Raw genomic sequence first — 16,526 nt, 5'->3', positions numbered from 1 at the left:
TCTGGGTAGAGTTTAAAGAAAAAATAACATGTAATAATATGTTATTTTCTATCCTTTCCTCCATTGCTATTATTTTTTGTATGACTTTTCCTTTTTATTTACATGTGGGATTTATTTATGATTTCCGTTTTATTCCTATTATATTAGTTTTTCTATATGGAAATACAAAAAACTTTGTTTTTATAGGAATTTTATATCTTTCTTACCGGTTTTACTTAGGCGGAAATGGCGTTCTTCCATCATTTATTATCTTCACTATTATTTTGGGTATAACAATGCTCTTTCGTTACTTATTACCTATGTATTTTAAAGAAAAAAAGATATTATTAAGCTTACTTCTTATTTTAGTATGTACAGCTTCACTTTCTATTTGCGGTATTGTAACTCAAATAAATACAGGAGGTAAAATAGACTCTACTCTCATAGAATTTTTATTAAATTATATAGTCATTAATATTTTCACAGTATTATTATCAGTTTATTTTATAGAGGAAATGATTGAGAAATATAAAATGAAAGAAAAACTGCAACGGGCTGAAAAATTTTATATAGCTAGCGAACTAGCAGCGTCAATTGCACACGAAATCCACAACCCACTAACCACGGTACATGGATTCACTCAATTATTAAATGAAAAACATGCCTCTAAGCTATCTCAGGAGCAATACTTAGAAATCATGTTAATTGAAATGCAGCAAATACAATCTACTATTAATAACTATTTATCTTTAACCAAACCACAGAACACCCTAAAAGAGAAAATAGATATTAATCACATTTTAAATCAGGTGAAAGATACTATTTCACCACTCGCTCTGTCATACAAAGTTGAAATCAAACAAAATAGTACAGATTCCTTTTATATAAATGGGGACCCCGAAAAATTCAAACTCTGTCTAAACAACATCATCCAAAACGGAATTGAGGCTATGAAAAATGGTGGATTATTACAAATAAATATACAAAAAGTAAAAGGAAATATCATAATTGATATTATTGATTCAGGAATTGGGATGTCATCTCAACAAATAAAACGAATTGCTTTGCCATTCTATTCAACAACAGAAAAAGGAACTGGGCTTGGTACTATGATTGCTTATAGTATTATTAGAGAATTAAACGGAGATATAGAAATAGAGAGTGAATTAGGTAAAGGGACACGCTTTTCTATTAGTATCCCTTGCTAATGTGATAACAATTTTCTGTTTAGTTAATTACATAAATGAATTTTAAGAATCCCGCTAGCTAGCTTACTTATTAATTATCTTAAATTCATATGCGTTAATTAAATATAATAAGGATCAGAGCTTATCTATTGTTACAGATACACTCTGATCCTTTAGTTTAACTACATTAAACGCACTTAATATTTATAACTTTTCTTACATCGTGATGAAATACTAGTTCATCGATTTTATCTCATTTACTGATTAGATTTGTTTAATGTAAATATAATATCTCGCGACACTTAATTTGTTATTATCACTAGTGACATTTCCTGCAGTTGTTTTTTCATTAAAGTACAGACCTTTTTCCATTCATTGAAAAAGACAACTCCCCTTTTACTACTTTACTTCCACCGTATAATTCCCTGTCCCCCCGCCATACTGATACACATGTAAATAATACTTCCCTGGATACGTGTAGTAGCTACCTACTAATTTATTCCCTTGTTGCTGAGCATACGTAACATAATTATTTAAATCTGCTTCAGAATAAAGTACCCAGTTCATTCCAATATTATTTTCATTCGTTACGTTAATTTGAAGGTTTTTAGCAGTTTCCACATTAATTTCAAAGAAATCACTTGTATCGCCATTTCCTAAACTAGCACGTAAGACTTGATTTAACTGCAGTTTGTTTGCTGTTTGGAATGAGTTATTCGGTTCTTTTTCTACACTGTTATCTTCTTTCTTTTGAACAGCTACAGTCGCTGTAGCAGTATTAGTTGCTCCTTTATCGTCTGTTACTGTTAATTTAGCCGTATACGTTCCTTCTTTTGTATATACGTGAGTTGGATTTTGCTCATTACTTACTGCTCCATCACCAAACTCCCATTTATATGAAATAATTTTCCCATCTTCATCTTTTGATCCGTTGCTTGTAAATGAAATTGCTTCATTTACATTTCCACTATACGGACCGTTTATAACCGCAACTGGTGCTTTATTCTCTGCCCCTTCTTCCGTATTAATACCATGGAACACAACATCATATTCAAATTGTCCTGATACATTCACGCGATAATTTACGAAGTATGCTGTTACTGTTTTATAACCTGTCCATTCCTTTGCACTTAAACGTTTTAACGTATCATTAACGTTTTGTGTAATTGTTTTCCAATCTTCATATTCTCCTTTTGCTGCAGTTCCTGTATATGTTCCTTGTAGTGTGAATGTATTAAAGAACTGTGATTTATTTTTCTTCACTGATACATTTTTCAATTTTGCTTCCGCTGTTATTTCTGCTGCAATATCTGAAACTGGCTTCGATGCATGATTCGCTAAATAATCGTCTGATACTAATGGCACATTATATTTCTCACGATTATCAACTAACATTTGCATATAGTCTTGATATTCTTTATTTAAATTCGCATCTTTACTTAATGTAGAGCGATATGCATCATATGCTGTTACATCATTTTTCCTAATAAGATCATGTATTTTATCAAACATATCATATCTCTTATTGTACATATACGATTGTAAAGCAAAGGAATAATTATAGAAATCCCACGTTCCATACTTTGCATTTAACGTTCGCTCTGCCGTATAACGCTCTGCTGGGTTTGAAGATAACCCTCCTATAATACTCTTTCTCGGTACAACATTATCCGTTCTCGTTGCCCCTGCAAAAAATTCAGCATTCCCTTCTTCAAACCAAGATAATCTTTCATTTTCATATATTTTTCCTTGTCCCCATAACCCTGGTACTTCATATCTACCTTGTAAATAATGCGTAAACTCGTGCCGGAATAATTCTTCTAAACTATAAATACTTTCTTCTGGCGTACGCTCATAAGTAAAGAACGTACCTGTTCCTTCTATATAAAGACCACCGTTATTCGTTTCATATCCGTACAATTGACGATTAAATTGATATTCCGCTGGGCTATTATAAATAACCATCGTTAATACATCATCAGGATTTCCTTTTTCTAAAGGTTGATCACTTTCAACCGTACGATGGAATTGTGCCTTCACTTCTTTTGCCGCCCAATATAAACGTTTTACTTTTTCTTCTGTCACTTTATCTCCAGCTTTTAAAACAATTGCCCCATCATCAAACGTATACGTTTTTGGCAAATATTTTTTCTTTCCATCTTCTCTTATTTGATCTAAATTCACCACTTTACCATTTGCATCTTTCCCGCCATAATTCGTTGCAATTTGCTCAGCAGCTACGAAATATTGCTCCCCTAAATATGGATATATTTTCATCGCATCTGTTACAACTTGTAACCCTTTCGTTCCTGTACTATGGAACGTACCGAGTCTACCTGTATAATAAATGCCATTATTAATAAGCCAACCGGTTTTTGCTGTAATCGTTCCCATTAATGCAAAACGACTTAATTCATTAATATAACTATCTATTTTCTGATACCATACTGTATCTTTCGGTGCTTTCCTCGTATCGTACAAATACGATTGAATATCGTAATCAACACCTTGCATAATATCGTAAATAGCATTTCCAGCTGAAAGATTATCTACTAATGTAGAAAAATTATCATTATATTGTTTAAAAATCTTTGCAGCTGATGTTATCGTTTCCACATCACTCGAAGCGTTTCCTATTAACTTTCCGTATGATGATACCACTCTATTTTGCTCTAATGTACCCAGCTTGAAATTTGAATTGTTAGCTATCGCTTTTAATGCAGGTAAGCATTTATCATGATAACTCCGTTCATTTAATTTACTAAGTTCCGAATTATAAAATCCTAAATAAAATCCTGAACGTAATACCTCCACTAATGTCTCAATCCCTTTTGAATCATCCTTCGTATAGGCTTGTCCTTGCTGCTTCAATTTATCAATAATCGCCTGCATCCTACTATCATTTTGATAGAATGCTAGACTGTCTGTATTAAACTGAAATAGCCCCGTAATTTGCTCCCAATCAATTGTTACAAGTAAATCTACTAACTGCTGATTGCTTAATTGATTTAATTCAGCAATTGTATAAGTTTTCGCTACAGCTAATTGCTTACTTTCTTTTTTCACCTCAGGTGGTCTTTGTGATAAATCGGCAAATTGTAGCCTTTTCTCAAAAGACTTGCTTTCGAGCACTTTCGATGAATGAGCTAATTCTTGTACTGGTAGTTGTACACCGACTGGCTCCATTTTGAGCACATTTCGATAAGAAACTTGCTCTCCCTTAGTATCTTCTGCCAAACTTCCCCCTTGAAAACTCCCTAACATTAAACTAGCAAAACTTACCCCTACTAACATTTTCTTTGAATAGCCTTTCATGCTCTCCCCTACCTTACATTTTTAGTGTCCCGCTCCATTATTTTACTATTTTTACTTTTTGTCCTGTATTGAGAAAAAATAAGGTAACGTTCACACATGTACCCATTCCATGTAAAATTAACGCTTGACTTTCCGTGCATTTTATATCAAAAAAAGATAGATAATAGCAAAATTTCTGCTACATCTATCCTCGTTTTCAACACTATGATTTTAACTTTATAAACGTAACTTCCGGTAATGTTTGCATATGCTGAATAAACTCATTCTTTTCTTCTGACGATATATTTTTCAGTTGCATTCCTACCTTATAAACAGTTTCTGTACCTTGCTGTGAAGCTTCCACCTCATATGAGAGTATTGGGATGCCTTTCACTTGTAGTGTTTCTAATATTTGTTGTATCGCTTCATGTTTATTTACAAACATTTGCACTGTTATATTTTGTGGAAATAAAAATTGCACCTTAAAAATACGACTTACAATTTCTAAACCAATTAAAACGAGAATCGTCGCTCCAATGCCTACTACATACATTCCCGCTCCAATTGCTAATCCTATACCGGCAGTAGCCCATAAACCAGCCGCGGTCGTTAATCCTTTCACCGCCTGCTTTTGAATAATAATTGTGCCTGCACCTAAAAAACCAACTCCACTAACGACTTGTGCTGCAATACGACTTGGGTCTAGAGACATATGCTCTTCAAACACAATATCTGAAAAGGCATATTTCGAAACAACCATTATTAACGCACTTCCTACCGCTACGAGGAAATGAGTCTTTAATCCAGCTTCTTTCGATCGAATTTCTCTTTCAATACCAATCATTGCTCCTAACAAGCCAGCAACACCGATTCGTATAATAAAATCAAAATCTACACTCACGGGCACTTCCCCCTTTCATTCATTATAGATAGATAAAACAAAAAATATCACAAACATCCATTTATCAACATGAAGGAATACCACTAAAATACACTTAATACTCCGGTCGTTTTATGTTAATATTTTAAATATTAACATAAAATAAATAACTTCTAATTTTAAACCTTCACTAATTTTCTAAAAAATAAAAGGTGAATTACATGAAATTAGGTTGAGAAACTTCAGAAAACGCTTTCATTTTGTATCATAATTTTTTATAAATACTACATAAACAAAGGAGCTTACTAACAATGAACGTCTCGTTACTTACACCTACTACTGATTTACAAGAAGAATACTTAGATTTCTATAACGAATGGAAAGATAGCGGTGAAACAATGATCCCGTGGGTTATCTCAAAAAATCCTGCTAACTTCCCAGCTATGGTTCAAGAACTTCTCGATGCGCATAACGGAATAAATATCCCTGAAACTTGGGTACCAGATTCTACATATTGGCTCGTTACAAATAATAATAGAATTGTCGGAGCTGTTAATATACGTCATAGTTTAACTGAACATCTATTTAACGCTGGCGGTCATATCGGTTATGGCATTCGCCCTTCTGAAAGAAGAAAAGGTTATGCTACGAAATTACTAGCATTATCATTAGAAAAAACGAAGGAATTAGACATCACGAAAGTACTTGTCGTTTGCGACGCAGTGAATACCGCTTCTGAAAAAACGATTTTACATAACGGCGGGCTTCGTGATCATGATTTCACTGAGGAAGATGGGAATGTAGTAAGAAGATATTGGATTGAGCTATGAATGATCACAAATAAGCGAGAAAGTGATTATACACTTTCTCGCTTATTTTACACTGCTTCTATTTCAAATTGCACTGTAATACCACTTGGATCTACCACCACAAACCCATTTGTAGTTTCATTTATTTCATGTTGTTTTTCTATTAATCTTTCTTTCACTTCATCTAACGCCTCTTTATATGGTAGTACAATCGTATACACCTTTAGCCCAGTTGCATGTACTGGTGGGTGTGGATTGTTTACTCCGTTCCACGTATTTGCACCAATATGGTGATGATATCCCCCTGCTGAAATAAATAAGCAATCCTCTTCACGCTGTTGTACTTCAAAACCTACTGTTTCCACATAAAATTCATGTGATTTCTCTACATCAGCTATTCGTAAATGTACGTGCCCAACGACAGTATTAGCAGGCAAACCATCAAACTCATAATCAACAAGTGTTGCCAATTCTTTTAAATCAAGTGGTGTACTTCCTCCTGGCCCTTCTCCCCATTGATCACGCGGACGGTCTGCATAAATTTCAATACCATTCCCCTCTAAATCTTGCAAATAAAAAGCTTCGCTATATGTATGATCACTTGCACTATTAAACCTTGAAATTGGTAAAATTTCATTTGAATATGTATAACGCCCTTCTTGCTCATCCGGGCTGTCAATTACATTTTTATTACGAAGAACCCCAAATAGCGCAGAAGCAAAAGCTTCACGAGTCGGAACTAAAAAGGCTACATGATATATACCAGTCGTACGCGGTTCTTGCAGTACCCCGTCCTCTAACCTTTCAAGAACAAGTAACGCGTTCTTTCCACCTTTTCCAGATAAATATGCTTTATTCCCCTCTTGCTTAATTACCTCTAATCCTACAACATTCTCATAAAAAGCAATTTGACGCTCTAAATCTTTCACTTTAAATTCAACATGACCAATACGTGTTTTCGGATGAATTTTTACCATGAATAACTTCATCTCCTTATCCCTATATTTTCCCATTACATATAACCGTTACTATGAAGGATACAACTAAAATCATCCTATGTAAATAAGAAAAGTCAGAATTCACATGCATTTTTATTTTCATAATAAAAATGCCACCTTTTCTAACTTTTAGAAAAGGTGGCATTTTAACTCTTATCTCATTTTATGTACTTCAGCAACTAGCTTTCCACCCTGAATGCCCATATAAAGCTTCACAGGTGCATCATTCGTATTTTCAAATACTAAATCTAAATATGGATATGCAATTGTAGCATCTCTTCCTTGTGGAACATAACCTACCGTTTTAGAATGTGTAGTTCTCTCCACCATTTTCAGGCCAGCTTGATCTGCTGCATTGTATAAAGTTGAAGATGTTTGACAAACACCACCGCCATATCCATCTACTAATTTACCATCTACTATTTCTTTCCCTAATTGATATCCTTTATCTGGTGTTGTATCACCGATTAATGAATTAAAAGAGAAACGGTCTCCTTTTGCTAACACAACTCCATTTATGCTCGCTGCTGACAAACGAATATTCTCAATACGGCCACCTGTTGAACCACCTAAGTTCGTTTCATATCTACCAATTACCGTACCATTTCCTTGCGCATCACTTAATGTTGCGACTGGTTTTTTCTCCACAATCGGCAACTGATACGTAGCATCCCACATACCAACATTTAACAATTTATCTACTAATTCTTTTTCCATTAATTCATAAGAAGGTTTTCCTTCTTGCCAACTTCCATCAGGTGCTATACGTGAAGGAACCATTTTTTTGTCGACGCTTTTTCCAACCTCACCAACAACCTTTGTTACAGACTTTTTAAATTTCGCTTCATCTTCAAAATAGCCTAAACTAGATAAATCTAATTTTTTCACTTCAGTACCAGTTCGACCATCAACTAAACTAATAGTATCCTGCACTTCTGCTTTAGCCTCTACAGTATGCCCACCAATATCACTTACCAATGCAACATCACTTACTTTTGCACCACAGCCACTCATTATAGCTACACATAACACCCCAACCAATATACCCTTTACTTTACGGAACAATATACTCTCTCCCTTTCCCCAACATCACTATTATGTATTTATTTCATTTTTATGTATGTTTTGTTACAATCATTTTACAATATGTTTATAAAATGTTACAAGTTATTTTTCACTCTATATAAATTACTCTTTTCTTTTATAAATGTCTATACATATTTACATAAAAGTTTGAGTTTGATAGAATTGTAACTTTTATGTAAACTCTCTCTTTTATCCAGTATATACCATTAAGCAAAAGAAATACAAATCAAAAACCCTCAAGCTATTTTTTATAAAGTGAAACTGTAATCAGTGGGGGTTTTACGGGCATCCCGACCTTCTTTGTTTCTGCTGAATTTTGACATGGGGGTCTTATTGCCCAGCAAATAGCGGGATAAAGAGAAATCCCGTCAACATAAATAGGTATTTGCCGTGCCACCACTCCGCTTTTGCACATACATTATGGTGAATTCAACCTATTTTAAAGAAATGGAGGATGTTATTATGTATCCCTACAATCCATATGATCCATATAATCAATATGCGTACCAACAACCACAGTATGACTTACAAACACAATATCAATCTTATATAGATCAAGCAGAGCACACGAATCCATATGACCAAAATAGACAATTCCAACTTCCAATCTCTTTTCCTGGCACTGGAAATCGTCAATTAGAAAGACGCGTAAATGAGCTTGAACAAAGAGTTCGTCAACTAGAAAATACAGTTGAGCGCCATACACGTAGACTAAACCGCTTAAACCAACGTTTACGCACAGTAGAAAACAGACTAAACATTCCATTCGCAGCATTAGAAGACGGATTTTAATCGAGAAAATAAAGATTATATAAGGAAGGGGCTTCCCCTTCCTTATATAAATTGACGAAAGTTTTTTCCATCTCTATACTGATAAGAGTTAATGAAATGAAACAAGGTGATAAATATGGATTTTGAAATAAATTATCTTTCCTTTTATGTTGTACAAGTAGAAGGAAAAGGTGAAGCAGTTGATAAACGCTACAAACATTTTCAAACTTTAGACGCTGAAGAATATGAAGATAGTTCCTTAAAAGAATTTTTGAATGGTGAGTTATTAAAAATATCGAAGCGAAAAGTAGAACGTCATGCAAAAACAGAACAAGCCCCAACAAAAATTGGTCGCTTTATTGTAGAAGAAGGGCACGAACTTGATTCAAACCCTCATTACAACCTTTTTAATCGTATTCGCTTTGCAGAAACAAAAGAAAACTTTAAAGATATGAGCGAACCTCTCGTTTATACATATCTTGACACAAGCGCTGTACGTGGTGGTGTATTTTTAATTGCTCAGGCAAAACTACGCAAATACTTTGATGATCCCTTCGTATTCGTAATGAAATGCGACTTTGAACCAAAGGTTGCTTCTATTTCTGATGAATCAACACTGATTCGTAACGTTGAAATGGCCATCACAACAAAGAATATGAAATCTATCCAATATCCGTACATGCCTGAAGAAGGTATGGTTGAAGTAGGCGAACTAAAAATACACCAAGCATCACATGCCCGCTACTTTGAAGACTTCTTAAAATTCGTCGAATACGAACGCTCTATGCCTGAAATTATGAAAACACAAGTAATGGACATGGTATACGACCAAATTGAAGATGTATTTGAAGAAGGTACGGAAGAACGCGAACAATTCGACCAAGCGATGGAAGTATGGGCTGCCAGTCCGAAACGCGAAATTATGGAACAATTTTCAACCGAAGAAGTAATGGAAGCAACTGCTCAAATCGTCGAGCATGCTCCTGAAGTCGAATTAAAACTAAAAGCAGATCATATCTCTGTGAAGGCCCTGCTTGCTGATTTCGGGGATCAAATACATATTGCGAAGGTAAATGATCGATATGTACTTATGATTGAAGCAGACACACTTACATTTGAAAAAGGCTTCTCTCCTATTGAGTTTCTGAAGCCAGATGAGCTGCAAGATGTGATTGAGCGGATTGAGAATAAGCAGCAGTATTCGTTTGATCCGAGCGGTATTGAATAAAGTGAAACTTTAATCAGTGGGGTTTTGTTCATCCCCCACTAATTATTAACCCTCACCAATCGGGCTTTTACGGGATAAATACTTCCATATAACTGTTGTTACTGGGCGCTTTTAATAAGCGCTCTTTTGTTTATATTAAAAACCGATTCTACTAAGAATCGATTTTTCTGCTTTATAATAAAACATGTTTATTTTCAAATTTTTTTGATGCACGATGACATTTGTTGCAGAATCAAATACATCCCTTCCTTGTTATACAAGCTTATTTCCATTAGAAATATCTACTTCAATATTTCTAGTTGACCAAGTCCTTCTATAAGTTGTTAAGATGCAAATTTCACTTTACTACCTCAAATTTATTGTACTCGTAAAAAGATAATTGAAAACGATATTCCGGATGTTCTCTCACCCAATCGTAGGCTTCTTCTAAAATTTCCATTTTGTTTTGCAAGTCATTAAGTTCACTACATTCGTCCCTTTTCTGTTTGCACAGAGGGCAGAATCCATTCACTATTTCCGCACTCGTCGCCCTAATAGTTTTACTTTCTAAATCAACTACTAGACGAAGAATAACAGAATGCTCTTCTTTTGTAGTCACCTTCATTTCAGCAATCCGATCCTCATTCCAAAAGACACCGTTTAATTCCATCTTTACTGTGACATCTTTAATATCCAAGTCTACCACTATCACACCTCCCTTGTACAAAACTCAATCTTACTCTTCTATTTTAAACTTTAATACACCACAACTTAAAGAGATATTAAGTTTTTTCCAATTCTTCTTTACTATGAAAGAAAGTGTAGTTAATGCTAATTGTGTGGTAAATATTATCCCAAAAACTAAAACAGTTAAAATGTTAAAGATTGTTTCCATTAAACTACACTCTTTTCTTTATATATATTTTTATTTTATTAATACGGTTTAAAACGCTTATTACGTCTTAACAATCCCAAAACAATTATAATGCACAATCACAACAACAAATTGATGCCTATTTAATATCAATACGCTGTTATTACATGTATGTAGTTAGAGGTGGAGGAGAAATTCATTTAACCTCTGTATTCTCCTCCATCTCAGCCAAATACCTAATCTGCCGTTCCGCTTTTCTCACTGCTGTACGAAAATGTTTTTTCAGGAGTTCTACTGTATTTTCACTTATATAATATCTTTCCGTTATACTTTCCCATGTGTCACCACTTTCAAATGTACTCCATTCAAAAGGGCGTTCTGTATTTTTCTTTAGTTCTTTAAACACCCATTTTCGCATCTTTTTTTTCGCTTTTTCTGTTAGTTTTCCGTTTTTTACAAGTTCAAGTTCACCATGTCTTTTGTATCGCTTATTAATATCTCTCTCGCTATATACTTTAAGAAGTATATTTGCTGTATTTTCAGCATCTGCTAAAGCACGGTGCTGTTTTCCTTCCCACGTTAAAGCGAGCTGTTCTACCGCAAATTGTAAACTTGGCGTATGTTCAAACAATTCCTCATATGCTTGGAAAACAAATTTTTGCAAATCAATTCTATTTTCTTTTTCTATACTTGGGCATTCAACACCATATAATGTACAATCATGAGATAGAAAGCGATAATCTTCTTTTCCCCATGAAACAAATATAGAACCTTCGCCGATGAACTGAATAAATTTCTCTATAATTTGAGGGAATTTTTCTACACCCATTAAATCTTTTTTCGTAATACCGGTTAATTTTGTTGTATGACGAGTTAATCGTGCACTTGGTTTTACTAACTCCGAAAATTCTTCAATTATCTTCATTGTACCTATTTCTATTTTTACAGCTCCGATATCAACTATTTCTGATGGATCTTCTGATTTATACGGTCTGAAATTCCTTTCAATATCAAACACAATGAAATGTGTAGCGTTTTTCAATTTATTTACCTCTTTCTAAATTCCTTTTCACACAAACACTTTATTTTCAGTATTTATTTATTCATGTACTTTATACAAAAATACTCCGAATAAATGAATGAAAATTCAGTCTTGTTATGATATGTAAGTAGGAGGACATCTATAAAAATGCAAAAAAAAAGAAGGGCGAGCCCTTCTTTTTTCAAAAATTACTTCTTGTTTACGTTAGTAGCTTGAGGTCCACGGTTACCTTGTTCTACTTCGAAAGTAACTTCTTGACCTTCTTCTAAAGTTTTGAAGCCTTCGCCTTGGATAGCTGAGAAATGAACGAATACGTCTTCTCCGCCTTCAACTTCGATGAAACCGAAACCTTTTTCTGAGTTAAACCATTTTACTTTACCGTTTTGCATGAAAAAAATCCTCCTACAATGTACCTATATGTACATATTCATTTTCAACCACCTTACAATAATAAGCCAGATATTAAAAAACTGCAACCCCTGAGGAGATTTAACATTGCTATCCTCCTCGGAAGTTACAGCTCATTTAAATCTCTATATTATTAAAAGTAAAATGGTTTAAATATACTATATCATATCAATATAATAAAAGTAAAGTTTTTTTTCTTAAATTATTTTTTGTTCCCACTGCATTGCTTTTAATTCACCTGATCCGGCTACTACATAACCATCTTTTTGATTAACAATGCGCCATCCGTGCCCTTTAACTGAATCACATACTGTAACAATACCTTCTTCAAGAAGCACACGGCACACACTACTAATCCCCGCCTTATTTTGTGTTGAAGTTGTATATAAAACATGTTGATCTACACTTAAGTCTAAATAACTACTTGCTTTCTGCTCACTTTGACATGTATGCCAATATATTTTTTCACTTGCAATACTTTCATCTATTTTACAATAAGAAATATTCCCGCTAACTCCCTTGCACGATCCACTTGCCGCTACTAAATAAGAATTGTGTAAAGTCAACGCGGAGATCATTTGATTCATCGCAATTTTAATCCTCTTTAATTTACGTGTCTTCAAATCAAAGAGCCAAACACCACCATATTTAGCATGTATTTTCGTACCAATAAATAAGTAATGTTTATATAAAAATAATGATCGAATAGACGGTGCCGCACTGCCATACTCAAGAAACGGATGAATAGTTTCCCATGTCAAACCGAAATTATGAGAAAGATACAGCGTTTTTTCTCCATGAGCAACAACAGTTCCTTGTACAGTGCTACATACATTCCAACTCGTTGCTTTTGTTGGAAAACGCTGAATTGTCCAGTTCTCTCCACCATTCATACTGCGAATAAAAATCCCTTCGTCACCTACACCATAAACTACATTATCTTCGCTATGTAAATCCCTAATTCGTTTTTGAAAACCATTTAAAATTCGTTTCCATTCTCCGTCTTGTTCAACAAATAAGCCATTATATGTAGTAGCTAACAACAGTTTTCCATCTCTTAACTTTGTAATAGCAGTTGCACTTAACATTGTCTCCACGTTGACACTCCCATTCTTAGAACTTCTCAGCAAATGCAATTGCAAAATTACTGCATTTTTCAACATCCTCTTCATCTTCTGGAGCTAATTCAATTTTCAGCCCTTCTTGTACAAGCTCTGCACCGCGTTCCACAAGACGTTCTTCAAATATCGTTACCGCTTCACAAAACAGTTCATACGCCGTATCACCCGATCCGAATACCGCTACCTTTTTCCCAGCTAAATCTATATTTTCTAAGTCATCATGAAAATCTTCCGCTTCAAATGGTAATTCACCATCGCCCCACGTATAAGATCCTAAAATGATTCCATCATAAGCTAATAATTCTTCAGCATCCATGCCTTCCATTTCTTGCAATACTACTTCATGATCAAAAGCATCTAAACTAACTTTAATTAAATCAGCAATACTCTCTGTATTTCCTGACATACTTGCATAAGCTATTAAAATTTTTGCCACTTTGGCATCCCCCTCTAACGATAAATGATTCTCATTCTCATTATATTAATAATGAGAATCAATTTCAATTGATTTTTTCTACTTTTATTTACATTTCACATTACTTATTTCAAATAAAGTGAGGGTATTCATCCCCCACCTAACTTCTTTGTTTCCGCTGAATTTCGAGGCGGGGGGTCTTACTGCCCGGCAAATAGCGGGATAAAGTGAAAGTTTAATGAGTCCTCACCAATCAGGCTTTTTCAGACAGCCCACAAAGAGCGGAATAAATAAAAAAGCACAGATGACTATACAATCATCTGTGCTTTTTTATTATTTTTTAAAAATACCAAAAGGCTTTCCTACTGGTAAAACAACTTTTCCGAAGTGTGTATTTAACACTGCTGCTGCTGAACCGTAGAAAGATAATAACGAAATAAGAAGTTCAGAATATGCTGCTAAATTATGCATTGCATGCGGCATAACACCTAAAGTACTTAATGAAAGACCGATAAATAAGAAATCAATAAGGACGAAAATCATAAATAATACTTTATGTGTTTCCATTGCACCAATTGTCATAAAGATTGTGAAAATCAAATATCCGATAAAGGCTACACCAAGCTGTTTTGAATCTGCAGCTTGTGCTAATTTTTCGCCAAATACTCCAAGTTGAATTAACCAAGTCATTCCAACACCTAGCCAAAATAGACCGTACGCACCGAATGCTGTTGTACCGAATGTATTGTTATGCTTTGCATCATGAATGCAAGCAAAGATTTGTGCAAATCCTCCTAAAAAGATTGCCCACGGTAATACAAGTGAAACGCCATCTGTTAAACCTAACTTTTGAGATGATGCTACAAGTGTTACCATCGCTAATCCAAATAGACCAATTCCAGATGGATCCGCTGTTGTCATTTTCACATGATGTGTAGTAGTTTGATTGCTCATATAAACCTCCTGATTATAAACATACTCGAATACAATACTTAAATCAGAAGACTATGTCAATGGTTTTTTTTGTATGTTGTCAGACGTTATATTTTATAATGATTAAATATATTTCTGACCACTTCATAAGGTTTTATATTCACTTTTTCCAACTCGTTTATCGGTAGCCATAACGGAATATAATTTCCCCTACCTTCCAGCTGAAATTCCTCAGCTGTCCCGCTTCCGAACACTCCGCCTGTAATATAGGCAGCATAATAATATTCATTTCCTTTATATTTTACCTTTGTAATAAGGTGCTCCACTTGTATATGTACCCCTAATTCTTCGTATACCTCTCTTTTCGTTGCCTCTTCAGGCGTTTCACCTTCCTCAATCCCTCCGCCAGGAAAAACATAATATGTTTCCTCTTCTCGAATACGTTTTATAAGAGCGATTTTTCCTTCCTGTACAATGATAGCGGCTCCGCGATTTCTTATCATTTTATTACCTCAATACGAATCGCAACTGTTCCCCACTCTTTTTCTTGTTCTTTCGTATATATTTTGTATGTACTTTCTAACATCTCCTCTAAACTATCATTTTCACAATCCAATAATTTTTTATCGATTTGTTCATACATAGCTTTAAAGCTCTCGTATCGCTTTATTTCCGTTACTTTTACCGTCATCATTTCTGTTGTCGTAAGATTCGTAAATACGATTTCATCGCCTTTGTTTATTAGTTGACGTTTTTTATCGTATAGGCGTACTTCATATACTTTTTTCCCTGATTGAATTGACTGAAACGGTTTATTATATAAACCCATTTCGTATCGCATACATCCCACTCCCTTTTGTTCATTTCACCTATTAATACAGTTCACATTACTACATCTTGCATATAATATTCCATACGTATCACTTAATTGAGAAAGGAGGCTGAAGAAGCATGTTATATTTAAATCAAAAACCTGAATATAATAAATATGATATTGGTGATTATACTTATAGTAAAGTAGGGCCAACCATTTTTTCTTGGAACGATGAAACAAAATTGAAAATAGGTAAGTTTTGTTCATTAGCAGAAGAAGTCGTTTTCATACTTGGCGGTGAACATCGCGCAGACTGGATAACAACTTATCCATTTAATGCACTTTTTGATGAAGGAGCACATATTACTGGTCATCCTTCTTCAAAAGGTGATATCGTAGTTGGCAATGATGTATGGATTGGTTATCAATCCTGCATTTTATCTGGTGTTACAATTGGTAACGGTGCCATTATTGGTGCAAAAAGTGTTGTTACAAAGGACGTACCGCCATATGCAATTGTGGCTGGTAATCCAGCAAAATTTATTCGATATCGTTTCCCGCAAGAAACAATTGACAAACTAGAGAATCTTGCATGGTGGGACTGGGACATTTCTGTTATAAAAGGAGCTATTCCATTACTACTTTCCGACAAAATCGACGAATTTTTCACCTCGCCCGAAAAAGAATCTACATGATTAATGTAGAAAG

At 34.4% G+C, this 16,526-nt stretch carries 17 protein-coding genes; 5 read left to right on the top strand and 12 right to left on the bottom strand.

Features of this window, described 5'->3' with window-relative positions; genetic code table 11:
* Positions 1-1,187: ATP-binding protein (locus DN404_RS22885; protein WP_255445302.1), on the top strand; the 1,187-nt coding region annotated here is incomplete at its 5' end.
* Positions 1,188-1,565: 378 nt separating this feature from the next.
* Here DN404_RS22885 and colA read toward each other — a convergent pair.
* Together colA and DN404_RS22875 are read right to left on the bottom strand one after the other, a co-directional pair.
* Complete coding sequence (gene colA / locus DN404_RS22880; protein WP_149215498.1) at positions 1,566-4,481, bottom strand: collagenase ColA; 2,916 nt, start codon at positions 4,479-4,481, stop codon at positions 1,566-1,568.
* Positions 4,482-4,683: 202 nt separating this feature from the next.
* Entirely contained in the window at positions 4,684-5,361 is a 678-nt protein-coding gene (locus DN404_RS22875) for an MgtC/SapB family protein (protein WP_000109719.1), read from the bottom strand.
* Positions 5,362-5,651: 290 nt separating this feature from the next.
* Between DN404_RS22875 and DN404_RS22870 the strand changes: the two genes are divergently transcribed.
* Complete coding sequence (locus tag DN404_RS22870; protein WP_001103123.1) at positions 5,652-6,170, top strand: GNAT family N-acetyltransferase; 519 nt, start codon at positions 5,652-5,654, stop codon at positions 6,168-6,170.
* Between the two features lie 47 nt (positions 6,171-6,217).
* Here the strand turns inward: DN404_RS22870 and DN404_RS22865 are convergent, their stop codons facing one another.
* On the bottom strand, positions 6,218-7,162 hold the full coding sequence (locus DN404_RS22865) for a VOC family protein (protein ID WP_002024552.1): 945 nt from the start codon (positions 7,160-7,162) through the stop codon (positions 6,218-6,220).
* Positions 7,163-7,300: 138 nt separating this feature from the next.
* Entirely contained in the window at positions 7,301-8,212 is a 912-nt protein-coding gene (locus DN404_RS22860; protein WP_000488973.1) for a VanW family protein, read from the bottom strand.
* A gap of 483 nt (positions 8,213-8,695) precedes the next feature.
* Here DN404_RS22860 and DN404_RS22855 point away from each other — a divergent pair, with 483 nt between their 5' ends.
* Together DN404_RS22855 and DN404_RS22850 are read left to right on the top strand one after the other, a co-directional pair.
* A complete protein-coding gene (locus tag DN404_RS22855; RefSeq protein ID WP_000283715.1) occupies positions 8,696-9,025 on the top strand; it encodes a hypothetical protein in 330 nt (109 codons plus the stop codon).
* A gap of 115 nt (positions 9,026-9,140) precedes the next feature.
* On the top strand, positions 9,141-10,232 hold the full coding sequence (locus tag DN404_RS22850) for a DUF3900 domain-containing protein (protein WP_000345046.1): 1,092 nt from the start codon (positions 9,141-9,143) through the stop codon (positions 10,230-10,232).
* Between the two features lie 337 nt (positions 10,233-10,569).
* Here DN404_RS22850 and DN404_RS22845 read toward each other — a convergent pair whose 3' ends face one another.
* The 8 genes from DN404_RS22845 to DN404_RS22810 all read right to left on the bottom strand — a co-directional run bounded on the left by DN404_RS22845 (position 10,570) and on the right by DN404_RS22810 (position 15,845).
* Positions 10,570-10,917, bottom strand: coding sequence for a hypothetical protein (locus tag DN404_RS22845; RefSeq protein ID WP_000227983.1), 348 nt, complete (start codon positions 10,915-10,917; stop codon positions 10,570-10,572).
* Between the two features lie 364 nt (positions 10,918-11,281).
* Positions 11,282-12,127, bottom strand: a complete 846-nt coding sequence (locus DN404_RS22840; RefSeq protein WP_000786417.1) for an exonuclease — start codon at positions 12,125-12,127, stop codon at positions 11,282-11,284.
* A 188-nt stretch (positions 12,128-12,315) separates the two neighbouring features.
* Entirely contained in the window at positions 12,316-12,516 is a 201-nt protein-coding gene (gene cspB, locus DN404_RS22835; protein ID WP_001179150.1) for a cold shock-like protein CspB, read from the bottom strand.
* Positions 12,517-12,732: 216 nt separating this feature from the next.
* On the bottom strand, positions 12,733-13,632 hold the full coding sequence (locus DN404_RS22830) for a WD40/YVTN/BNR-like repeat-containing protein (RefSeq protein ID WP_006922620.1): 900 nt from the start codon (positions 13,630-13,632) through the stop codon (positions 12,733-12,735).
* 16 nt (positions 13,633-13,648) lie between these two features.
* Positions 13,649-14,092 (bottom strand): flavodoxin, encoded by a 444-nt coding sequence (locus DN404_RS22825; protein ID WP_001062752.1) that lies wholly within the window; start codon positions 14,090-14,092, stop codon positions 13,649-13,651.
* A gap of 312 nt (positions 14,093-14,404) precedes the next feature.
* Positions 14,405-15,025: an acetate uptake transporter gene (locus DN404_RS22820; RefSeq protein WP_000070938.1), complete on the bottom strand. Its 621-nt coding sequence runs from the start codon at positions 15,023-15,025 to the stop codon at positions 14,405-14,407.
* An 86-nt stretch (positions 15,026-15,111) separates the two neighbouring features.
* On the bottom strand, positions 15,112-15,507 hold the full coding sequence (locus DN404_RS22815; RefSeq protein ID WP_006922619.1) for an NUDIX hydrolase: 396 nt from the start codon (positions 15,505-15,507) through the stop codon (positions 15,112-15,114).
* Positions 15,504-15,845: an ASCH domain-containing protein gene (locus DN404_RS22810; RefSeq protein WP_065224140.1), complete on the bottom strand. Its 342-nt coding sequence runs from the start codon at positions 15,843-15,845 to the stop codon at positions 15,504-15,506. The genes DN404_RS22815 and DN404_RS22810 overlap by 4 nt, the downstream gene beginning before the upstream one ends.
* A gap of 110 nt (positions 15,846-15,955) precedes the next feature.
* Between DN404_RS22810 and DN404_RS22805 the strand changes: the two genes are divergently transcribed.
* On the top strand, positions 15,956-16,513 hold the full coding sequence (locus tag DN404_RS22805; RefSeq protein ID WP_000966302.1) for a CatB-related O-acetyltransferase: 558 nt from the start codon (positions 15,956-15,958) through the stop codon (positions 16,511-16,513).
* Positions 16,514-16,526: the final 13 nt, after the last annotated feature.

The sequence above is a fragment of the Bacillus sp. TE8-1 genome (assembly GCF_008368855.1).
In the GTDB taxonomy this organism is placed as follows: domain Bacteria; phylum Bacillota; class Bacilli; order Bacillales; family Bacillaceae_G; genus Bacillus_A; species Bacillus_A cereus.
This window is presented reverse-complemented; position numbering and strand designations above follow the sequence as displayed.